This window comes from Nonomuraea sp. NPDC049028 (assembly GCF_043197735.1).
In the GTDB taxonomy this organism is placed as follows: Bacteria; Actinomycetota; Actinomycetes; order Streptosporangiales; family Streptosporangiaceae; genus Nonomuraea.
The window spans coordinates 219,292-240,780 of sequence record NZ_JBICTR010000007.1; the positions used below are offsets into that span (position 1 = coordinate 219,292).

Sequence of the window (21,489 nt, forward strand, 5' to 3'; positions counted from 1 at the left end):
TCTTCCTGGGAGTAGCCATGGACCTGATCCTCATCGGCGTCATCGCAGCTATCGCACTCGTCACCATCGTCGCCTTCAAACTTATCTGGCGCGTCGCCGAGCCGAACGAGGCGATCATCATCTCCGGCTTAGGCGCGCGCGGCAGGGAGACGCTCGGCTTCAAGATCGTCACGGGGAAGGGCGCGCTGGTCGTGCCGGGGTTCCAGACCGCGCGCCGCATCTCACTCGACAGCCGGGTCTCGCCGCTCGAAGTCAACTGCGTGACCAAGCAGGGCATCCCCGTACACGTACGCGGGGTGGTCATCTACAAGGTGGGCGACGACTTCGCCTCCGTCGCCAACGCGGCGCGGCGCTTCCTCGACCAGCAGAAGACCGTGGACGACAAGACGCATCAGCTCTTCTCCGGGCACCTGCGCTCGATCATCGGCAACCTCACGGTCGAGGACTTGATCATCAACCGTGACGCGCTCACCAACGAGATCCGCACCTCCTCCTCCGACGAGATGAGCAAGCTCGGCCTGATCGTCGACTCGCTGCAGATCCAGGAGATCGAGGACGCCACCGGCTACATCGTCAACCTCGGCCGCCCCCACGCCGCCGCCGTGTCGGCGCTGGCCAGGACCGCCGAGGCGCAGCGCGACCAGGAGGCCAACAGCGCCGAGCAGGAGGCCCAGATCAAGAAGTCCGCCGCGATCCGCGAGGCCCGCATCCAGCAGGCCGGCTACCAGGCGGAGATGGACCGGGCCGCGGCCAAGGCGAAGCAGGCCGGGCCGCTCGCCGAGGCGACCGCGCGCCAGGAGGTCGTGGTCCAGCAGACGACGGCCGCCGAGCTGGAGGCGGTGCTGGCCGAGAAGCGGCTGGAGGGAGAGGTGCGCAGGCCGGCCGACGCGCGGGCCTACGAGCAGGTCACCATCGCCGAGGCGGAGCGGCGGGCCGCCGTGGCGCGGGCTCAGGCCGAGGCGGAGGGCATCCGGCTGCTCGGGGAGGCCGAGGCCGAGGCGACCAGGCTGCGCGGCATGGCCGAGGCGGACGCGGCGCGGGCCAAGGGCCTGGCGCAGGCCGACGCCATCAAGGCCCGCGCCGACGCGCTGGCGTCCAACCAGGAGGCGGTCGTTGCCCAGCAGCTGGCCGAGCGCTGGCCCGAGGTGGTCGAGGCGGGCGCCAAGGCGTTCGGCAACGTCGAGCACATGGTGGTGCTCAACGGCGCACAGGGTGTGGAGGAGATGCTGGCCAAGGCGCTCACGCTCGGCGGCGCCGGTCTGGGCCTGGCCAGGACGCTGCTCAACCGGCCCGCGTCGGAGGCGCCCGTCGCCCCCGTCCCCACTCCCAATGGAGCAAACTCCGAGGTCGTTCGCGAATCACCTGAATTACGCGAATAGCGCCGTTGCTCGGCTTGTTACTCCGCGCTTCCTCTAGCGTTTTATTGTAAGTCGCTTTAGGGGAGTGGAGAATTCATGCTTAAGGCTCTTTCTCTCATTTGTCTGAGCATGATGGCCATATCGGGATGTGCCGCCGACGAGGTCGTGGGCGCGCCCCTGCCGGACGTGCCCCCGGCCGCCGACCCGTCCGGCACCACGCCCGCCGACCCGTCCGCCACCCCGTCCCCGTCCCGGTCCGCGCCCGGAGCGGCCAGGCTCCGGGCCGGCCTGCTGCCCACCCCCAAGGGCATGAGCCTGGCCTACGGGCCGGAGGCCGGGGCGTTCGGCTCACTCAAGTCCACCAGGCAGGGTCTTTCCGCCGTGCGCCAGGCCAAGCTCGACCGGCCCGAGTGCGGCGGGGCCGGTCAGCTGGACCTGACCAAGCCCGAGGTCGCGGAGGCGCCCGCCGCCGTGGTCGCCTTCTCCTCCGGCAGCGACTCGATCACCCAGGCGCTGGTGTCCATGCCCGCCTCCGCCTTTCCCGCGCCGCTGCCCGCGCAGTGCGCCTCCTACGGGGCCGACGTGCACGGAACGCGGGTGACCTACCGTACGCGCGACCTGGGCATGCCCACGCGGGGCGAGGAGTCCCGGGCCTACCTGACCACCGCGTCGGGCGGCCACGGCGACGCGCAGATCGGCTCGGTGGTCATCCGGCGCGGCAAGGTCATCATGAGCATGCTCGTCGTCGGCCGGAAGGTGGCGCCCGCCGACCTGTTCGAGCTCGCCGGCCTGGCCGACCAGAATCTGGCCCGCATCACCAGATAAAACTAAACAAGCACGTGATCGTCCGGTCGGCCGACAAAAGAGAATTGGGCGTTCCTGGTCAGCTTGATGTGGTCGGCCTGCCAGGTGTGCATGGAGGCGTCGGCGCTGCGCCAATAGACGAAGTTGAACCGGTCCGCGGAGTAGATCTTGACCTTGTCCTCTTTCAGCCTGCGGACCAGGTGCGTGTCCTCGCCCCGGGTGATGTCCGCGAAGCCGTACGACCGGAACATGTCCGCCTTGCCGAGGAACGTCCCGCCCTGCACGAGGAACGAGTACCGGTGCTCCAGCCCCGGCAGCCGCAGCATGGTGGTGTTGAGGCCCTCGAAGTAGGAGTAGTGGGCGCCCTTGCCGACCAGCTCCGCGTCGGTGTAGTCGAAGGCCCTGACCAGGTCCGACAGGTAGTGCTCGCCGTACAGGTTGTCGTCGTCCATCTTGGCGATCAGGTCGCCTTCGGCGGCGGCGATGCCCAGGTTCATGCAGGCGCCCAGCGACAGCTCGGCCGAGGCGGGCAGGACGACGACGTCGGAGATGCCCGCCATGCGGGCCTTGTCGGCCACCACCACCGGGTCGATGTCCAGGCCGTGCAGGACCATGACGAGCTGCAGCGGCCGGTGGATCTGCTTGGCCACCGAGGAGATCGCGTGCTCGATCTGCGCGGCCCGGTTGGTCGGCAGCACCACGGAGATCGACCGGGCCCCGGTGGTGACGGGCCGCCCCAGGAACCGGAGTATCTGGTCCACCCGGTGCGTGAACAGGTGCTTGTCGAACACCTCGCGCATCGCCAGGTGCCCCATGCGGGCCCGCAGCTCCGGGCTGTTGATCAGGTGCAGCACCTGGTTGTACGACTCGACCGGCTCGCGGGCGATCGGCAGCAGCTCGCCGAACGTCTCCTCGATCGCCCTGGACCACCCGGAGACGACCGGCGTGGAGCAGGCCGACAGCTCGAACACGCGGCGCGCGCACATCGTGGGCGAGTCGAGCACCGAGTTGACGTTGAGGAAGACCTTGTACATCCGGTAGGCCGCGAGCATCTGGTCGTAGGGGAGCTCGCCCACGATGTGCGGGCGATACTTCTCCGGCCAGGCGTACTTCTCGTCGACCTCGCCGTTGCGGGCGAAGATGTGCAGGCCCAGCTCGCGGATCGGGTCGATGACCGTCTCCATCTGCTCGCGGCGCTCGGGATGCTTGTCGCGGAAGTACATGCCGGCGAAGACGACGTCGTGCAGGCGGCCCTGCTTCTGCTGGATCGGGTTGTGCACGCGGGGCTGGGCGGCGAACTGGAGCACGTCCACCCGATCGTGGCCCAAAGTTTCACGATATTTCGGGACCATGTCACCGTCGCAGGTGAACACGTAGTCGAACAGCTTGGCCGTGTCGATGAAGAACTCGAAGTTCGGCGGGTCCTCCTTGTTCCAGAAAACCGTCGGGATCCCCTCGGCACGGCACCACGCCACGAGGTCGCGCAGCGGGTCCTTGGGGGCGTTCGTCCCGGTCATCTGGTAGCGCCAGCGGCCCTGGTTCCCGTGCCAGGCCGACTCGCAGAACAGCAGGTCAGGCCGCTTCTCGGCGAAGATCTCCGGCCAGTCCTTGAGCCCGAACTCGATCTGGTCCCACTCGTACCTGAACGCCAGCCGGGAGAAGTCGTCCAGGATGACGGCGACCTTGAGGTCCGGCCGGTTCACCGGCCCGGCCGGCCACTTCACGGTCGGCACCTCGACCAGCGGCGGCCGGTGGTTGGCCGCCGCGACGGCCAAGGTGACCGGGATCGGGGCCTTGGGCGCCCGGTCCTTGGACCTGACCGCCTCCAGCACCTTGCCCGGGCTCTTCGACCCCAGCGCCTCACCCAGCTTGAACGTCCGCTTGGCCTGGGTGGCCTCCAGCTTCCACGTGGCATAGGCGGCCTTGGCCTCGGCTATCTCCAGCCTCCGGCGCAGCTCCCTGATGTCCGCCTCGTAGCGCTCGACAAGCTTGCGCTCCTCGGGCAGCCAGTTCACGGGGCCGAGTCGCTGGTACGTGGGCTCTTCAGGGGTTTCGGCCATGGGGATGCACGCCTTATCGCTTAGCGGAGGTATGTCATGGTACGGCGGGGACCGTACGGAATGAGGGGGTTATTCGGAACGCGCGCCCTGTGCGGCGGGTGAGAGGTTGTCCCCCTTGAGCCAGGCCGAGATGACCCGGGCGATCCGCGGCCCGGCGGCGCCGTCCCACAGCGGCGGCAGCTCACCCGACGGCGTCGTGGCCCCGTCGGCCAGCGCCTTCTCGGCCGCGGCCGGCAGCAGGGCCGGGGTGACCAGCCGGTTGGTCCCATGCGTGATCGTGATCGGCCGCTCGGTGTTGGGCCGGACCGTCAGGCACGGCACGCCCAGCATCGTCGTCTCCTCCTGCACGCCGCCCGAGTCGGTGACCACCAGCGCGGCGCCCCGGACGAGTGAGAGGAAGTCCACATAGCCCAGCGGCTCGATCACCTTGACCGAGGGACCGTCGACCAGGCCCGCCTCGGCCAGCCGGGTACGCCCCCTGGGGTGGATCGGCACCACGATCGGGATCTGGCGGGCGACGTCCAGCACGGCCGAGACCAGCTCCTTGGCCGCCTCGGGGGTGTCGACGTTCGCCGGGCGGTGCAGGGTCGCCACGGCATAACGAGCCGGTATGTCCAGCCGGGCCACCACGGGCGCCGGGTCCAGCGCCGGCAGCGCGGAGAAGAGGCTGTCGATCATGGGGTTGCCCACCAGGTGCACCTTGGCGGCGGGCACGCCCTCGGCCGCCAGGTGCGAGAGCGCGTCGGGCGAGGTGGCGAAGAGCAGGTCCGACAGGGAGTCGGTGACGATCCTGTTGACCTCCTCCGGCATGCCCCGGTCGAACGAGCGCAGGCCCGCTTCGACGTGCGCGGTGCGTACGCCCAGCTTGGCGCAGACCAGGATCGCGGCCAGCGTCGAGTTCACGTCGCCGTAGACCACCACCAGGTCGGGGTCGTGCTCGAGAACGACCTCCTCCAGGCCGACGAGCAGCGCCGCGGTCTGCTTCGCGTGACTGCCCGAACCGACGCCCAGATTGGCCACCGGCTCCGGCAGCCCGAGGTCGGCGAAGAACACGTCGGACATCAGCGCGTCATAGTGCTGACCGGTGTGGATGATGCCCTGCCGCACGCCGAGTTCACCGAGTGCCCGCACCACCGGGGCCGCTTTCACGAAGTTGGGACGGGCGCCCAGAACGTGCAGGACCAGGGGGTTCTCCCTCATTGACCTCGCCTTTCATAGCGGAAGGGAAAAAACGCTGCCTATGGTACGGTCACCGCGTGGCATCCGACGCCAGTCGTGAAGACTCCCCAAGACCAAACGGCAAGGTTTCCGCCAAGTCCGCTAGAGCCGGTGTCGGCGGCCTTATCAGGGGCTTCGTGCAGCACCCGATCATCGTCTCCCGCGTCGTCATGACGAAGGTGAAGGCCGACCCGGTGCGCGTGGCCCAGGCGGCGGCCGAGTCGCTCCCGCCCGCCCTCCGTCCCGTCGTGGGCAAGGTCGCCTGGCCGGCCGCCCGCCGGGCCAGGCGCGCGGTCCGCAAGTTCAGCATGCGGGTGCTCAAGGGGCCGTGGAACGAGGCCAAGGAGCACTGGGACCAGGGCCGGGTCAGCCAGGCCGCGGCGGTGCTCGAAGAACACACCAAATACCCCTTCGTCAAGCGCAGGGCCGCCTACTACCGGGGTGAGCTGGCCGCGATCAGCCCCGACCCGATCCCGCCGCAGCCCAAGGTGGCCGTCGTGGACCGGGTGGCCGGGCGGGTCCTGCACTGCGTGACCAACGCCCTGCCGTACACGCAGGCCGGCTACACGGTCCGTACGCACCGCATCGTCATGGCGCAGCAGGCCAAGGGCCTGGATCCGCACGTGGTCACCAGCTGGGGCTGGCCGATGCTGCAGGGGCACGCCGACGCGCCGCCGTTCGAGGAGCTCGACGGGATCCCCTACTACCGGCTGCTGCCCGACGGGCACGGCGAGATGCCGTTCGAGACCCGCGGGCGGATCATCAAGGGCGCCGAGGGGGTCACCAAGCTCGTCGCGGAGCTGCGGCCCCAGGTGCTGCACGCCGCCACCGACCACCGCAACGGCTCCATCGCGCACGCCGTACGCGAGCGGACCGGCACGCCGTTCGTCTACGAGGTCCGCGGCTTCCTGGAGGAGACCTGGGCCTCCCGCGACCCCGGCCGGATCGGCAGCGAGCGCCACGTGCTCCAGCGCGAGCGCGAGGCGTTCCTGATGCGCGAGGCCGACGCGGTCGTCACGCTGGCCGAGACGATGGCCACGGAGATCGTCGAGCGGGGCGTGCCCAGGGAGCGGATCTTCCTGGCGCCCAACGCGGTCGACGACTCGCTGCTCACGGCCTCCTACGACGGTGAGGCGTTCAGAGCGAGCATGGGCATCGCGAAGGACGAGATCGTCGTCGGGTCGGTGTCCAGCATCGTGGGCTACGAGGGGTTCGCGACGCTGCTGCGGGCCGCGGCGCTGCTGCGCGACGAGGGCACGCCGGTGCGGGTGCTCATCGTGGGCGACGGCACCGAGCGCGAGAACCTGCTGGAGCTGGTCGGCGAGCTGGGGCTGATGAGCGCGCTCCTGCCGGGCCGTGTGGGTCCGGACGAGGCGCTGCAGGCCCAGGCGGCCATCGACATCTTCTCCTGTCCCCGCGAGGACCTGCGGGTGACCCGGCTCGTGACGCCGCTGAAGCCCGTCGAGGCGATGGCGCTCGGCAAGCCGGTCGTGCTCAGCGACCTGCCCGCGCTGTCGGAGCTGGTCGGATCCGACGGCGCCGGGCTGCTGGTGCCGCCGGGCGATCCGGAGGCGCTGGCCAAGGCGCTCGCCGCGCTCAGGGAGGACCCTGCCAGGCGCGCGGCGATGGGTGAGGCGGGCCGGGCAGAGGTGGCCGCCAAGCGCACTTGGGGCCGAGTTGCCGAAACTTACCGGTCTCTCTACCGCTCCATTACCGAACGATGACCTTCAGATTGGCTGTCTGTTGTGACGGGTTCGGTCGCATTAGGCGTGAGCTAGGTGGACTTGAGATAGCCTTTGCGACCATGAAGTGTTGTTTCCGGCTCTCTAAGGCACTGCTGTGACAGAAATCGACTTGGCGGTCATCGGCCTGGGCTACGTCGGCATGCCGCTCGCCAAGGAGGCGGTCGCGGCCGGTCTGCGGGTCGTCGGCGTGGACGTCGACCCCCGCAAGGTCGACGCGCTCAACGCCGGTCAGTCCTACATCGATGACCTGACCGATGCCGATCTCGAGCACATGCTGACCAACGGGTTCAGCGCCACGCTCGATGAGTCCGTGCTGGCCAAGAGCAACACGATCGTCATCTGCGTGCCCACTCCGCTGGACGAGGACCACCGGCCGGACCTGTCCGCCGTCGAGGGCGCCACGGGGACGGTCGCGCGCAATCTGAGCAAGGGCACACTGGTCGTGCTCGAGTCCACGACGTGGCCGGGCACCACCGACGAGGTGGCCCGCCCGATTCTCGAGACCTCGGGCCTGGTCGCGGGGGAAGACTTCTTCCTGGCCTTCTCGCCGGAGCGGATCGACCCGGGCAACCCCAAGTTCGGGCTGCGGAACACGCCCAAGGTGGTCGGGGGCTACACGAGCACCTGCCGTGACCGCGCGACGGCGTTCTACGGCCAGTTCATCGAGCAGGTCGTGCCGGTCAGCGGCACGCGCGAGGCCGAGATGGCCAAACTGCTCGAGAACACCTACCGGCACGTCAACATCGCCCTCGTCAACGAGATGGCGATCTTCTGCGACGAGCTGGGGATCGACCTGTGGGAGTCGATCGAGGCCGCGGCCACCAAGCCGTTCGGCTTCCAGAAGTTCCTGCCCGGTCCCGGCGTCGGGGGGCACTGCATCCCCGTCGACCCGTCGTACCTGTCGTACACGGTGCGCAAGCTCGGCTACCCGTTCAGGTTCGTCGAGCTGGCCCAGGAGATCAACGAGCGGATGCCGTCCTATGTGGTGGCACGGGTACAGCGTCTGCTCAACAGGCATAAAAAGGCCGTAAATGGCGCCAAGGTGGTTATGCTCGGCGTGACCTACAAGCCGGACATCGCCGATGAACGGGAGACCCCGGCCCTGCCGGTGGCGCGTGCGCTGCTGGAACTGGGGGCCGAGCTCACGTTCGCGGACCCGCATGTCAAGGAGTGGTCGGTCGACGGCACCCCGGTGCCCCGTGAAGAGGACTTGGCCGAGGCCGTGGTCGGCGCCGACGTGACGCTGCTGCTGCAGCAGCACGCCGCGTTCGACCTCGACATGGTCGAGGCTAAGGCCAGGCTCGTGCTCGACACCCGCGGTGTTCTCACCGAGGGTGAACGCGTCGAGCGGCTGTAGCGACGGAGGGCTGCGCGCAGTGCACGTGCTCGTCATGACGGTGGTGCATAACCCCGAGGACGCGAGGATCCTGCATAGGCAGATCCGTGCCCTCGTGGATGCAGGTCATGAGGTCACGTATGCCGCCTCGTTCACCGCCCACGGGGTCGTGCCTCGTCCTTGGGTCAACGGCGTCGATCTGCCCAGGGCCGCGCAGCGTAAGCGCATGGCCGGGGTCTGGGCCGCCCGCAGGCTGTTCAAGCGCATGCGGCGCAAGGTCGACATCGTGCTGATCCACGATCCGGAGTTGCTGTTCGCGATCTGGGGCGTGCGCAACCGCCCGCCCGTGGTCTGGGACGTCCACGAGGACACCCCGGCGACGCTCTCCCTCAAGCCGTGGCTGCCGTCGCTGCTGCGGCCCCCGGTACGCTTCCTCGCCCGCATGCTGGAGGGCACCGCCGAGCGCCACCTGCACCTGCTGCTGGCCGAGACGGCCTACGCGGGCCGGTTCAAGCACGCCCACCTGATCGTGCCGAACGAGACCTGGGTCCCCGACTCGGTCACGCCGCCCGGCGACGACCGGGTGGTGTACCTGGGGTGGCTGTCCAGGGCCCGCGGCGTGATGGAGGCCGTCGAGGTGGCCCGGTTGCTCCAGCCGTACCGGGTGGCGGTGGAGTTGATCGGCTACGCCGACCCGTACAGCCGGCCGATGCTCAACCAGGCCGTCACGGAGGGCCTGCTGGAGTGGCGCGACTTCATGCCGAACGACGAGGCGCTGAAGCGGCTCGACGGCGCGCTGGCCGGGCTCTCGCTGCTGCACGACGAGCCGAACTACCGTCATTCGATGCCCACGAAGATCGTCGAGTACATGGCCCACGGCATCCCGGTCATCACGACGCCGTCTCCCCGCGCGGTCGAGCTGGTCGAGCGGTATGACAGCGGCGTGGTCGTCCCGTGGGAGGACCCGAAGGCCGTGGCCCAGGCCGTACTGACGCTGAGGGACGACGTACGGGAGCGGCGGGCGCAGGGCGCGCGCGGCTACGCGGCGGCCCGCGCGAACCACCACTGGCCCAACTCGGCCAAGAGGTTCGTGGCCCAGCTCGAATCGTGGGCAGGCGTCAAGAACTAGCGGCTTATCCTCGGCAGATCACTAAGGCGGTAGGTTCCTCAACGTGCGCTGGCTTCTCGTGCTTCTCGGCGCTGCGATCCTGGCCGCCGTCGCGGCCGTGATCGTCGTGCTGCCCAACGACGAACCTCCGAAGAAGACCAGCCAGCAGGCCAAGGCGACGCCGACCCGCACGGAGCCCACGCCTAAGGTGAGCGAGGTCACCGACCGGTGTGGAACGTTCGAGACCAAGGAGAAGGCTCCCTACGCCGTCACCGGCTACTGGATCACCCCCAAGTCCAACCCCTGCACCTGGCGCCACCAGATGGAGGACATCCACAACCTCGGCGGCGACACGGTCATCAGGATCGGCTACGGCCTGCAGTTTCGTACCCCCGACGACGAGGGGCGCGTGCAGACCAAGGACGGACAGCTCGACCCGCTCTACAAGGACTGCGTGGAAGACGGCCGGAGCTGCCGCGACGCGGCCGAGCTCGACCTTCAGAAGGCGAACCCGAAGAACCGGATCGCCCGCACATACGTCTACCGCACCGACGAGTCGTTCGGGCCCGGCCTGTTCCGTTGCCCCCAGATGGAACGCAAGATCACCGTGGGCAAGCGGGTGTACTTCCGCGTGCTCACCCCGATGGACGGCTCCGACGACGCCACCTGCGACTTCACCAAGCCCAAGCCGTACGACCTGATCCTCGTCGCCGGCTCGGACACCGACAGCCTGACGCAACTCCTCGACCTCGGCGAGCAGTTCGGTGTGCAGGTCTTCCCGGCGCTGCCGCTCGCGCCGCGCGACCCCGTGACCCCGACCAGGGCCAACAAAAAGCACATCGACACACTTCGGACGCTGACCCGCCGCATCCTGCAGGACTACGGGGCGCGCTTCGCCGGGCGCACCTCGCTCGGTGGCGTCTACCAGCCGTTCGAGGTGCAGATGGCCGACACGCTCGCCGGCAACCCCACCCTTGAGGTGTACGCCGAGCAGCACCAGATCGTGGAGCAGGAGCTGGGCAAGCCCATCCTCATCAGCCCCTACCTCGACGCCCGCAAGCGCGTCCCCTTCGGGCAGACGCCCAAACAGGTGGCCGCGGCGTTCGTGGCGCTGGCCAAGACCGGGGTGGGCATCATCGCGCCGCAGGACAGCCGCGGCACCGGCAAGGTGGGCCTGTTCTGGCCCGACCAGCGCGACACCGAGGTCGACGAGCGGCTGCGCTCCGTCGTGGGCGAGACCACGTACGGCACCGCCTACCACGGCTCGACGCGCGACTACTACCGCGAGATGTCCGCCGCCCGCGACCAGATGCTCCAGGCGGGCTTCGACGTGCAGCTCTGGGCGAATGTCGAGGCGTTCGAGCCCTCCGGTGATCGCCCGTGCGCCCCGCAGGGCACCCGCGGTCAGACCGACAAGAAACGCCTCGACCAGGCCGTCACCATGGCCGGCAGGTACGTTCAGAAAATTGTCTCCTACATGTGGAGCGACTTCCTGACCTGCGGCTCCCCTTCGCTGGAAACGCAGATCAGCCAGGACTGGCAGCGCCCGATCGCGGTGGACGCCATCCGGCGCTCCCGCGACATCCAGGACGGGGTGGAGGTGCGCGGGTACAACCTCAAGGACGGCACGGTCACCCTCCAGTACGGGGACGAGCTGAAGGAACTGGTGATCTCCGCCGTGGGCTGGCTCGACGAGGACCCGCTGGAGGATCTGCCGGAGGGCATGCAGACGGCGTGGGTGCCGTTCGACTGGGCCCAGGTGCCGCCGGACGAATGGGTCAAGGTCGGCGTGAAACTCCCCACGGGGAAGGCCACCACGGAGCCGCTCCACGTCCGCATCGCGGCGTGAGCGCGCCCGCCGCTGAGGGCGACCTGGGCCGGTCGGCGTGTAACGTGCCTGCCATGGTCCCGAGCATCCCGGTGAGCGTCGATCTGGTCGTGCTCACCGTGCGCTGCCAGGCCCTGTGCGCCCTCGTGTGGCGCCGGGACAACCCGCCGTTCCTGCGGCGCTGGTCGCTGCCTGGCGGCTTCATCCAGCTCGACGAGGACCTCCCCGCGGCGGCCCAGCGCATCCTGGCCGAACGCGCCGGCCTCCCCGGCGCCCCGGTGCACCTGGAGCAGCTCCAGACCTACGGCTACCCGGACCGCGACCCCCGCCAGCGCGTGGTCAGCGTCGCCTACCTCGGCCTGGCTCCGGACCTGCCGGCCTCGGAGAAGGCCCACATGAGCTGGCAGCCCGTCGACACCCTGTCCGTGATGGCCTTCGACCACCGGCGCATCATGCTGGACGGCATCGAGCGGGCGCGGGCGAAGCTCGAATACACCTCGCTGGGCGCCGCCTTCTGCCCGCCGGAGTTCACGGTGGCGGACCTGCGGCGCGTGTACGAGATCGTCTGGGGCCGCCCCCTGGACCCGCGCAACTTCCACCGCAAGGTCACCAAAGCGGAAGGCTTCCTGGTCGAGACGGGCGCCACCACCACCCGCGACGGCGGCCGCCCGGCCAAACTCCACCGCCGCGGCCCCGCCGAGCTGCTCCACCCCCCGATGCTGCGCTCCTTGAAGGAATAGCTCCATGAAGGAATAGCTCCATGAAGGAACAGCACCCGAACCTAGGGGCGGCGCCTCACGCGGCGATCAAGGCGGAGCGCGGCCGCCCTTAGGAGAGGGTCGATCCGCGCCCGGCGAGGCTCGGCGGCGGATGGTCGCGGATCCGCAGGTCCCGGTTGACGGTCTCCACTCCCGGTTTCCGCGGGCAGGCGCCGGAGCGGTGCACGATCTCCGTGTTCTTGGTTGTCGGCCCTCTGTATGGCGAGGTTGAATAGATTTTGAATCGTTTATCATTTGGGGGAGTGATGATCGAGGAACGCGCCTGCCTGCGACGCCTGATCCCCACCCAGGAGTCCGTCGCCGAACGGCCGGCGGCGGCATGACCCGGCCCAGGATCGCCGTGTCGCCCTACCCCGACGCGCTGCGCCCGCGCGACCACGTCCCCGCCTGATCAGCGGATGCGCATGCACGGCTCGCCGTCGCTGATCAAGAGGTCATTCAGCACGAAAGGAGCGATCGGGTGTCTGAATCGGGACAAGTGCTGGTGACGGGCGCGACCGGGTACATCGGCGGGCGACTCGTGCCCGAGCTCCTCGACGCCGGGCATCGCGTGCGCTGCATGGTCCGCTCCCCTGCCCGCCTGCGTGACCTGCCCTGGGCGGGCAGCACCGAGATCGTGGCGGCCGACGCCCTGGACGCCGCTGCCACGCGCGCCGCGCTGGAGGGCGTCGACGTGGCCTACTACCTGATCCACACCATGGGTGGCGGGAAGGGTTTCGCCGACGCCGACCGCCGGTCCGCGCGGGCCTTCGCCGCCGCCGCCGAGGCGGCGGGCATACGTAGGATCGTCTACCTCGGCGGGCTCACCGGAGACGAGGACCTGTCACCGCACCTGCGCTCACGCGCCGAGGTCGCCGACATCTTCCTGGGCTGCCGGGTGCCCGCCGTCGTCCTGCGCGCCGCTGTGATCATCGGCGCGGGTTCCGCCTCGTTCGAGATGCTGCGCTACCTCACCGAGCGGCTCCCGGTGATGACCACGCCGCGCTGGGTGCGCAGCCGTACGCAACCCATCGCGGTACATGACGTGCTGCGTTACCTGCGGGCGTGCGCGTCCATCCCCGAGGAGGTCGACCGCGCCTTCGACATCGGCGGCCCGGACGTGTTGACCTACGCCGACATGATGCGCGGCTACGCGGCCGCCGCCGGGTTGCCGCCGCGATGCATCATCCCGGTGCCCTTGCTGAGCCCGTGGCTGTCCAGCCACTGGGTCGGCCTGGTCACGCCGGTCCCGGCCACCATCGCGCGACCCCTGGTGGAGTCGCTGCGCAACGAGGCGGTCTGCCGCGAGCACGACATCGCCGCCTACGTTCCCGATCCGCCGGAAGGTTTGATCGGATTCCGCCGCGCGGTCGCCCTCGCCCTGCGGAAGATCAAGGAGGCCGACGTCGCGACCCGCTGGTCCTCCGCCTCCACCCCGGGCGCCCCGAGCGACCCCCTGCCCACCGACCCCGACTGGGCCGGCGGCAGCCTCTACATCGACCGCCGCACCCTGACCAGCGACGTCCCGCCGGGTGCGTTGTGGGACGTCATCGAGGGCATCGGCGGCGGCAACGGTTGGTACTCCCTTCCCGTGGCATGGCGGGCCCGCGGCGTGCTCGACCGGATCGCCGGCGGCGTCGGGCTGCGCCGCGGGCGACGGGACCCGCGCAGGCTCAGGGTGGGTGACTCCATCGACTTCTGGCGGGTGGAGGAGATCGAGTCCGGCCGCCTGCTGCGGCTGCGCGCCGAGATGCGGCTGCCTGGCCTGGCCTGGCTAGAGCTCGCCGTACGGCAGGAGGACGGCAGAACCGTCTACGAGCAGCGCGCCATCTTCTACCCGCGCGGGCTCCTCGGCCACCTCTACTGGTGGACCCTGGTCCCCTTCCACCGGCTGATCTTCGGACGGCTGCCGAAGAACCTGGTCACCGCGGCCTCCTGATCAGCTCGCCGCCGCCACCAGCCGGGTCACCGCCTCTTCGAGCGAACCCACCCTGGTCACTCCGCGTGGCAGCCCATCCCACCAGCCAGGACCGCCTACCACCACCCGGTACGGCGGCCGCACCGGCGGCAGCGCCGCCAGCGGAGCCGGATCCCCCGTCAGCGCCTGTTGCGACCAGAGGAAGACCGCGCACGGCCCCAGCGTGCGGATCGCATCGGCCAGCGCCCCGTACGGCGTCCGCGCGCCGAGCAGCCGCACCGCCACCCCCGTGGTCCGGGCCAGCACGGCCCCGACCACGTACAGGGGCAGGCTGTGCTGCTCCTCCTCCGCGCACGCCAGCAACACGGGCCGGAGGTTGACCGGCGCCGCGGGCGGTTCGAGCAGCGGATGCAGCGCCGCCAGGACGCCGTCGGAGAACAGGTGCTCGACCTCGATGCCCGCCCCCGTCCTGCGCTGCAGGCGGCTGATCGTGGCGAAGACGGGCAGGACGAGCCGCTCCCACGTCCAGGCCGGGCCGTGCCGCGCGATCGCGGCCGTGACCCCCGCGCCGACGGCCCCGCCGTCCAGCCTCGTCGCGGCCCTGGCCAGCATCGCCGTCGTGGGCACCGGCCCGGCCACCCCGGCTCCAGGGGCGGCGGGCTCGGCCGGTTCGCGCTGGTCCGCCCCCGGTCGCAGACGCAGCGATGCCCGCGCCGCCTCCGCCGGTGCGACACCCTCCCGGATCAACCTGTTCATCTCCTCCAGGCGGAGCAGATCCGTGGCGTCGTAGCGGCGGTGCCCGCCCCGGCTGCGGCCGCTCGGGCCGATGCCGTACCGCAGATTCCAGGTGCGCAACGTGGCCGCGGGCACGCCGAGCCGCCGGGACACGGCACCGATGCCATATCCCGTTTCCACCGAATCCTGATGCTCAGCCATGGCTCCGCCCATTCTTTCGAACGATCGCCTCCACGGTCGCAGCGAACCGCCTCACGCCGGAGACAACGGAGCCGATGGCCCTGCGGGTGCAGGTTTCGCCAACTTTGTTCAGCAGGCTCCCGATGCTGCCCTGCCGGTCGGCTTCTTTTAGGGTGAAGCCATGCCTCGTTTCCGCTCGATTCTGGACACCATGCCGGCGTACAAGCCGGGCAAGGCCGTCATGTCTCCTGATGGCCGCTCGTACAAGCTCTCCTCCAACGAGTCGCCCTACGACCCGCTGCCGTCCGTGGTCGAGGCGATCGCCGAGGGGGCGCGGCAGGTCCACCGCTACCCCGACCCGGGGGCGATCAAGCTGACGGAGGCCATCGCAGAGCGGTTCGAGGTGCCGGTCGAGCACATCGCGCTCGGGGCGGGGTCCGTCACCGTGGCGCAGCAGCTGTTCGAGGCCGTCAGTGAGCCCGGCGCCGAGGTGATCTACGCGTGGCGGTCGTTCGAGGCCTATCCGCTGCTGGCCGACCTGGCCGGGGCGGAGTCGGTCAGGGTGCCGCTGGCGGGCGAGGACCACGATCTGGACGCCATGGCCGAGGCGATCACCGACCGGACGCGCATGATCTTCGTCTGCAACCCCAACAACCCCACCGGCACCGCGATCCGCCGGGCCGAGCTGGTGGCCTTCCTCGACCGGGTCCCGGACGACGTGCTGGTGGTCCTGGACGAGGCCTACCGCGAATACGTGCGCGACGAGGACGTGCCCGACGGTCTCACCCTCTACCGCGACCGGCCGAACGTCTGCGTCCTGCGTACCTTCTCCAAGGCCTACGGTCTGGCGGGGCTGCGTGTCGGTTACCTGGTGGGACACGAGGCGGTGGCGTCGGCCATCCGGAAGACGATCATCCCGTTCGCCGTCAACCACCTCGCGCAGATCGCGGCCATCGCCTCCCTGCGCGCGGAGGACGAGCTGATGGAGCGGGTCGACACCGTGGTCAAGGAGCGGACCCGGGTGCGCGAGTCGCTCATCGCCCAGGGCTGGACCATCCCCCTGACCGAGGCCAACTTCGTCTGGCTGCGGCTCGGCGAGCGCACGCTCGACTTCGCGGCGGCGTGCGCGGCCGTGGGCGTGGCGGTGCGGCCGTTCGCGGGGGAGGGCGCCCGCGTCTCGATCGGCGACCCGGAGGCGAACGACACGTTCCTCGCGGCGGCGGCGGCCTTCAAGGCGAGTTGACAGTTTGTGTGGTCAGGCCGTGTAATGGGCCTCTTGTCGCGTGTCGCCGGCCGGAGGACGTCGGCGGCATGGAGGCACCGGTTGTAGGGGATGATGTCGTGACTTCTCACTTCACAGGCAGCGCCTGATCTGATCGCGCGCCCGCGCGTCGTCCCCATGCCCGGTGGTGCCCGGCACCACCGTCGCACGCGATCCTTTGCGCTGCCCTGCGGTCCGGCCATCGCCTGACCGTTGTGCTGCCCGACGGTCCGGTGATCGCCTGACCGCCCTTTCCCCTCGCGTGCTCATCGAGGCTCTCCGCCCGAGGCCGGTACGGCGTGCCGTGCGCATCCCGCCCGTCGTAACCCTTTCTCACATCTGGAGAGCAAGCAGAGCATGCCCCAAGACTTCAATCAGCAGATCATCGACGAGTTCCGCGCCAACCAGGGCCAGGTCGCCATGTTCGACGGCGCCCGGTTGCTCCTTCTGACGACCACCGGCGCCAGGACCGGCGCCCAGCACACCACTCCGGTCGGCTACCTGCCGGACGGCGAGCGCATGCTGATCATCGCCTCCGCCGGAGGGGCGCCCAAGCATCCGGCCTGGTATCACAACCTCCTGGCCACGCCGCGCGTGACGGTGGAGGACGGCATCTTCACCTACCCGGCCGACGCGGTCGTCCTCGAAGACGAGGAACGCGACAGCGCCTTCGCGCGGGCGGTCGAGATGGACCCCGGCTGGGCGGCCTACCAGGCGAAGACGAGCCGGGTCATCCCCGTGGTCGCGCTGACCCCGCTCGGCGGCGCTCCGGACGGCACGCGAGGGGGTGACTTCCTGGTGCGGGTGCACGACGCGTTCCGCCGGGAGCTGCGGCTGATCCGCAAGGAGGTCGCCGCGTCCGGGACCGGCGGCCTGGGCGTGCAGTTGCGGGTCAACTGCCTGACCCTGTGCCAGGGGCTCCATCAGCATCACACGTTCGAGGACGCCGGGATGTTCCCTTGGGTCGAAGGGCGGCATCCCGAGCTCACCCTCGTGGTGGACCGGTTGCGCGAGGAGCACGGGACGGTCTCCCGGCTCCTCGACGAGCTTCAGGGGCTGCTCGCGGACGGCGAGCCGGCCGCGCCCGCCCCGAAGGTGCTCGCGGAGGTGGATCGGCTCGTGACCGAGCTCGAAGCGCACCTCGATTACGAGGAACGGGAGCTCGTCCCGATCCTGAACGCCATGAACCCCTAAGCCCTGACCTCTTCAGGGGTGAGCCGTTTCGCCTTGGGTCGTCGCTCCGTGGACACCACGAGGGCGACGCCCACGAGGATCACCAACCCGCCCAGCATGATCTGCCAGGTCACCTGCTCGCTCACCACGAGCGCGCCGAGGAGCACCGCCACCGCCGGGTTGACGTACGCGTAGGTCGACACCAGCGAGATCGGCGCGTTGCTGAGCAGCCAGCTGAAGGCGGTGAAACCGACCAGCGACCCGACCAGGATCAGGTAGACCAGCCCGGCCCACGACCGTCCGGAGACGGCCGTGACGTCCAGCCGCTCGCCCACCGACAGGCCCGTGACGGCCAGCCCGGCCCCGCCCACCAGCATCTCGATCGTGCTGGCCGCGAACGGGTTGGCCGGCATCGGGATCCGCGCCGACAGGAACGACCCGACCGACCACGACAGCGACCCCACCAGGACGATCACGATCCCGCTGGTGCTCGCCGGCCCGCCACCGCCGCTCAGCGACAGTGCCGCCACGCCGCCGAACCCGACCAGCACGCCGACCAGCGTCAGCACCTTCGGCCGGTCCCTGGCCATGATCCTGAACACCACCAGCCACAGCGGCACGGAGGCGACGAGCAGCGCGGCCAGCCCGCTGGACACGCTCCGCTCCGCCACGGCCAGCAGGCCGTTGCCGGTGGTCAGCAGGAGCAACCCCACCAGCGCGGCCCCGCCGAACTGGGCCCGGGTCATCCGGAACGGCGCCCAGCCCTTGCGCGCGACCAGGAACCCGCCGAGGATCACCGCCGCCGTCACGAACCGCAGCGCCCCGCTGAGCATCGGCGGGATGGTCTCAACAGCGATCTTGATGCCGAGGTACGTCGAACCCCAGACCACATAAACGATGACCAGCGCGCTCCAGACGAGCAGGGGAGGGCGGTCAGGGGTGTCCGATGCCATAGGCCATGACAATAGCGGGCGTTCCCGACAGAACGCTGGCGGGTCCCGGACTGCTGAGTCGACGGGACAGAGAGGCTTTGGTGCCCCCGTCCGAATCCCGTCGATCGGGGGCGACGCAATACATACCCTCTTCGGACGCGGCCAATCACTAGTTCACATGACCAAAAACACACCCGGCCGAAGAGGCAGGGGGTCCGCCGCCCCAGGAAAGGGAAGGGGGGACGGCGGACCCGTACCTGGGCGCGATCAGCGAGGCCCGAGCTTCTCCACGATGAGGCGGTAGAGCTGGCGCGGCCGGCCAGGCTGAGGCGTACGGTTGGGCGGCAGCGGCCACGCGAGTCCCTCGTCGACCAACGTGCGCAGCAACCGCCGAGCCGTACGCGGCGTCACTCCGAGCATCTTCCCCGCACCCTCCGCGTCAACCACGGTGTCGCCGCCCTCCAGCTTGGCGGCGAGCCGGGCCAGCACCTCCACGCCCTTGGGCTTGAGCGCGGTGGAGCCCTGAGGGGGCATCCGCGGGGCCGGGATGAGCGCTCGGCCCTCACGGTCCACGGCGAAGCCCTGGGCCTGTTTACCGGCCTGGGTACGCGCCAGAGCCGCCCGTGCGTGCGACTCCGCGTCATGGGTGGTACGTCCCATGCCCACGCCGACCTCGACCGCCAGTCCCAGCTCGTCGCGGATCCTGGCGGCGAACGGCAACACCCTGAACCCGTCGGTCGCGGCGGCGATCGAGCCCCTGGTCGCGGTGACCAGATAGCTGTGATCGTCGATCGGCCAGACGGTGGCGTTGATGCGGTTCGCCTCCTGGACCAGCAGCCGATGCAGCGACAGCCGGAGCTCGTCGCGCCAGTAACGCGGCGCGGCGCGGCGTACCGGCTCGCGTAACGTCGGCACCTCGACCAGCACCACGGTGAGCTGCGACTCCTCCAGGCGGTGGTGCGCACCGAGCAGCGCTGCGGTGTGCAGCGCGGTGCGCACGGCCGCGGAGGTCGGCCTGATCCTGATGGCCGGGACGCCGGACGCCTGGAGGCGTTCGGCGACCGCCGGCAGGCACGTGAGCGCGCCGGTGGTGGATCCCTGGCGGGCCAGGCGCTCGTGGTAAGCCGCGATCGTGCCGGTGGCGCCCGGCTCGTCGCGGCTGTGGACATCCGTTGCGGCAATCCCGAGGTCTGTGTACGCCTCCTCGACGTCCGCCCTGGCCACCACGTCGATGCTCACCCGCTGCGGGTCGATGCGCGAGTCCAACGCCGCCTTGGCCAGCGCGGCGACCAGCGCCGCGCCGCCGAGCTGCACGTAGGTCGCGGGCATCGTCAGCACACCCGAGCGCCTGGCCAGGTCGTAGGGGACCGGGCTGGCGAACAGGCATGCGTCCACGCCGGGCCCGAGCCGCGTCACTTTGTCGGGCGCCTCCTGCTCATCGCGGTAGGCGGCCGCCACAAGGCGGCACGGAAGTGGCGCAGCAGCGTGCCCCATCAGCATGACCCGCTCGACCAGATCGTGGGGTCCGACCACACCAATGGTGAGGTCCGGTGTCATGGCACCCGGGCGTGACACTCGGGGAGTTTCTTCGGCCCTCTCGACCAATGTTCGTCCCATCCTGCTGTCTGTTGCAGTGCTCTCTTTTGGAACGATCGCTCGCGGGGACCATAATGTCACGCCCGACTTTTCCGGAAAGTCGTTCTGCTTGACTGGCTGTGAAGGTATATCAGCAGCTCAAGCAGGTATTCCTCACGCTTTTTAGCGGTCGGAAATCTCTTGTGTAATGTCCGCCCCCAGCGCCCGCATTCGCTCGGCGAGATGCGCGTGCCCGCGGTCGATGAGGTATCCGGACTCGATGACGGTCTCGCCTTCGGCGGCCAGTCCGGCCAGCACCAGCGCGATTCCGGAACGCAGGTCGTGCGCCGTCACCCGGGTGCCCTTCAGCGGGGTGGCGCCCCTGACGATCGCCCTGCTGCCCTCGACCTCCACGTCGGCGCCCATCTTGTTCAGCTCGCCGGCCAGCGCGAAGCGGCCGTCGAAGATGCGCTCGTGGATGTAGCTGGTGCCGTCGGCCAAGGCGGCGACCGTCATCATCGGGGACTGGAGGTCGGTGGCGAAGCCCGGGTAAGTGTCGGTGATGATGTTGATCGGCCGCAGCGGCCGCTCGCACCGTACGTGGAGAACCGCGCCGGGCCGGGCGAAGTCGACGCCCATCTGCTCCAGCTTGTAGCGGACGACACCCAGGTCGAGGCCGGTGCCCACGAGGCTGAGGTCGCCGCCGGTGATCGCCGCGCCCATCGCGAACACACCGGCGTCGAGCCGGTCCGGCATCACGGTGTGCTCCACGGCCTGCAACTCGTCGACGCCCTCGACGGTGATGAAGCCGGTGCCGCCGCCGCTGATCCGCGCGCCCATCTTGGTGAGCATGTCGATGACGTCGAGCACCTCGGGCTCCAGCGCCGCGTTCTCGATCACGGTGGTGCCCTTGGCCAGGGCGGCGGCCATGATGAGGTTCTCGGTGCCGGTGTGCGAGGGGGTGTCGAGGTAGAGGGTCGCGCCCGTCAGGCCGGACGCCTTGACGTGGATGACCGTCTCGCCCTCGTCGACGACCGCGCCCAGCCGCTTGTAGCCCAGGTAGTGGAAGTCGAGGTTGCGACTGCCGAGATTGCAGCCGCCGACCCCCTCCACGATCGCCTCGCCCAGCCGGTGCAGCAGGGCGGGCGTGAACAGGACCGAGCCGCGGAAGCGCCTGGCGATGTCGGCGGGCAGCACCGCGCTGGTCAGCCGGGAGGCGTCGATCACCAGGGTGCGCTCGGCCTCGTGCAGCTCGACGTACGCGCCGATGGCCTCGGCCAGCTCCACCGCCCGCCGCACGTCCTCGATGATCGGTACGTTGCGCAGGACAGTGCGGCCTTTGGGGGCAAGCAGGGCCGCACCGATCATGGGCAGCACGGCGTTCTTCGCGCCCTGGATGAAGGCGGTTCCACGCAGTGGGTTGCCACCGCGCACGCGGTAACGGACCATTCGTGCGGCTCCTCGGAGGTCTCGGTCTGAGCTGGACCGGGCCAAGAGTAG

The 21,489-nt window shown here is 69.8% G+C and carries 16 protein-coding genes; 10 read left to right on the forward strand and 6 right to left on the reverse strand.

Going from position 1 to position 21,489, the window contains the following annotated elements; all coding sequences use genetic code 11:
* The first annotated feature begins 17 nt into the window (after positions 1–17).
* Positions 18–1,379, forward strand: coding sequence for a flotillin family protein (locus tag ACGFJ2_RS28240; protein ID WP_393473214.1), 1,362 nt, complete (start codon positions 18–20; stop codon positions 1,377–1,379).
* Positions 1,380–1,487: 108 nt separating this feature from the next.
* Entirely contained in the window at positions 1,488–2,183 is a 696-nt protein-coding gene (locus ACGFJ2_RS28245) for a hypothetical protein (RefSeq protein WP_357957535.1), read from the forward strand.
* A gap of 2 nt (positions 2,184–2,185) precedes the next feature.
* Here ACGFJ2_RS28245 and ACGFJ2_RS28250 read toward each other — a convergent pair whose 3' ends face one another.
* Complete coding sequence (locus tag ACGFJ2_RS28250) at positions 2,186–4,222, reverse strand: glycosyltransferase (RefSeq protein ID WP_393473218.1); 2,037 nt, start codon at positions 4,220–4,222, stop codon at positions 2,186–2,188.
* 69 nt (positions 4,223–4,291) lie between these two features.
* Entirely contained in the window at positions 4,292–5,422 is a 1,131-nt protein-coding gene (gene wecB / locus ACGFJ2_RS28255; RefSeq protein ID WP_357957531.1) for a non-hydrolyzing UDP-N-acetylglucosamine 2-epimerase, read from the reverse strand.
* Between the two features lie 155 nt (positions 5,423–5,577).
* On the opposite strand from wecB, the gene ACGFJ2_RS28260 reads away from it, so the two are divergent.
* From ACGFJ2_RS28260 to ACGFJ2_RS28285, 6 genes are all read left to right on the forward strand, one after another.
* Entirely contained in the window at positions 5,578–7,164 is a 1,587-nt protein-coding gene (locus ACGFJ2_RS28260) for a glycosyltransferase (RefSeq protein WP_357957529.1), read from the forward strand.
* A 115-nt stretch (positions 7,165–7,279) separates the two neighbouring features.
* The gene (locus ACGFJ2_RS28265) at positions 7,280–8,542 is read left to right on the forward strand and encodes a nucleotide sugar dehydrogenase (RefSeq protein ID WP_357957527.1); all 1,263 of its coding nucleotides are present in this window, start codon (positions 7,280–7,282) and stop codon (positions 8,540–8,542) included.
* 19 nt (positions 8,543–8,561) lie between these two features.
* Positions 8,562–9,650, forward strand: a complete 1,089-nt coding sequence (locus tag ACGFJ2_RS28270) for a glycosyltransferase (RefSeq protein WP_357957525.1) — start codon at positions 8,562–8,564, stop codon at positions 9,648–9,650.
* Between the two features lie 43 nt (positions 9,651–9,693).
* Positions 9,694–11,478: a DUF4434 domain-containing protein gene (locus tag ACGFJ2_RS28275; protein WP_357957522.1), complete on the forward strand. Its 1,785-nt coding sequence runs from the start codon at positions 9,694–9,696 to the stop codon at positions 11,476–11,478.
* A gap of 53 nt (positions 11,479–11,531) precedes the next feature.
* Positions 11,532–12,197, forward strand: a complete 666-nt coding sequence (locus tag ACGFJ2_RS28280; protein ID WP_357957520.1) for an NUDIX domain-containing protein — start codon at positions 11,532–11,534, stop codon at positions 12,195–12,197.
* Between the two features lie 499 nt (positions 12,198–12,696).
* On the forward strand, positions 12,697–14,154 hold the full coding sequence (locus tag ACGFJ2_RS28285; RefSeq protein WP_357957518.1) for an SDR family oxidoreductase: 1,458 nt from the start codon (positions 12,697–12,699) through the stop codon (positions 14,152–14,154).
* On the opposite strand, the gene ACGFJ2_RS28290 is transcribed toward ACGFJ2_RS28285, so the two are convergent.
* Positions 14,155–15,069 (reverse strand): MerR family transcriptional regulator, encoded by a 915-nt coding sequence (locus ACGFJ2_RS28290; protein ID WP_393473226.1) that lies wholly within the window; start codon positions 15,067–15,069, stop codon positions 14,155–14,157.
* A 160-nt stretch (positions 15,070–15,229) separates the two neighbouring features.
* Between ACGFJ2_RS28290 and hisC the strand changes: the two genes are divergently transcribed.
* Both hisC and ACGFJ2_RS28300 read left to right on the forward strand, forming a co-directional pair.
* Complete coding sequence (hisC, locus tag ACGFJ2_RS28295) at positions 15,230–16,291, forward strand: histidinol-phosphate transaminase (RefSeq protein ID WP_357957514.1); 1,062 nt, start codon at positions 15,230–15,232, stop codon at positions 16,289–16,291.
* A gap of 375 nt (positions 16,292–16,666) precedes the next feature.
* Entirely contained in the window at positions 16,667–17,503 is an 837-nt protein-coding gene (locus tag ACGFJ2_RS28300) for a nitroreductase/quinone reductase family protein (protein WP_357957512.1), read from the forward strand.
* Here the strand turns inward: ACGFJ2_RS28300 and ACGFJ2_RS28305 are convergent.
* From ACGFJ2_RS28305 to murA, 3 genes are all read right to left on the reverse strand, one after another.
* Positions 17,500–18,435, reverse strand: coding sequence for an EamA family transporter (locus ACGFJ2_RS28305; RefSeq protein ID WP_393473231.1), 936 nt, complete (start codon positions 18,433–18,435; stop codon positions 17,500–17,502). The two genes, ACGFJ2_RS28300 and ACGFJ2_RS28305, sit on opposite strands and share 4 nt — an antisense overlap.
* A gap of 246 nt (positions 18,436–18,681) precedes the next feature.
* Positions 18,682–19,971: a GTP cyclohydrolase IIa gene (locus ACGFJ2_RS28310; protein WP_357957509.1), complete on the reverse strand. Its 1,290-nt coding sequence runs from the start codon at positions 19,969–19,971 to the stop codon at positions 18,682–18,684.
* A gap of 201 nt (positions 19,972–20,172) precedes the next feature.
* Entirely contained in the window at positions 20,173–21,438 is a 1,266-nt protein-coding gene (gene murA, locus ACGFJ2_RS28315) for a UDP-N-acetylglucosamine 1-carboxyvinyltransferase (protein ID WP_357957507.1), read from the reverse strand.
* Positions 21,439–21,489 lie beyond the last annotated feature (51 nt).

Excerpts from the sequence above, each read along its gene's own strand:
- ACGFJ2_RS28240 (WP_393473214.1), top strand. The coding sequence starts at position 18 with ATGGACCTGATCCTCATCGGCGTCATCGCAGCTATCGCACTCGTCACC.
- ACGFJ2_RS28245 (WP_357957535.1), top strand. The coding sequence starts at position 1,488 with ATGATGGCCATATCGGGATGTGCCGCCGACGAGGTCGTGGGCGCGCCC.
- ACGFJ2_RS28250 (WP_393473218.1), bottom strand. The coding sequence starts at position 4,222 with ATGGCCGAAACCCCTGAAGAGCCCACGTACCAGCGACTCGGCCCCGTG.
- wecB (WP_357957531.1), bottom strand. The coding sequence starts at position 5,422 with ATGAGGGAGAACCCCCTGGTCCTGCACGTTCTGGGCGCCCGTCCCAAC.
- ACGFJ2_RS28280 (WP_357957520.1), top strand. The coding sequence starts at position 11,532 with ATGGTCCCGAGCATCCCGGTGAGCGTCGATCTGGTCGTGCTCACCGTG.
- ACGFJ2_RS28290 (WP_393473226.1), bottom strand. The coding sequence starts at position 15,069 with ATGGCTGAGCATCAGGATTCGGTGGAAACGGGATATGGCATCGGTGCC.
- hisC (WP_357957514.1), top strand. The coding sequence starts at position 15,230 with ATGCCTCGTTTCCGCTCGATTCTGGACACCATGCCGGCGTACAAGCCG.
- ACGFJ2_RS28300 (WP_357957512.1), top strand. The coding sequence starts at position 16,667 with ATGCCCCAAGACTTCAATCAGCAGATCATCGACGAGTTCCGCGCCAAC.
- ACGFJ2_RS28305 (WP_393473231.1), bottom strand. The coding sequence starts at position 18,435 with ATGGCATCGGACACCCCTGACCGCCCTCCCCTGCTCGTCTGGAGCGCG.
- ACGFJ2_RS28310 (WP_357957509.1), bottom strand. The coding sequence starts at position 19,971 with ATGACACCGGACCTCACCATTGGTGTGGTCGGACCCCACGATCTGGTC.
- murA (WP_357957507.1), bottom strand. The coding sequence starts at position 21,438 with ATGGTCCGTTACCGCGTGCGCGGTGGCAACCCACTGCGTGGAACCGCC.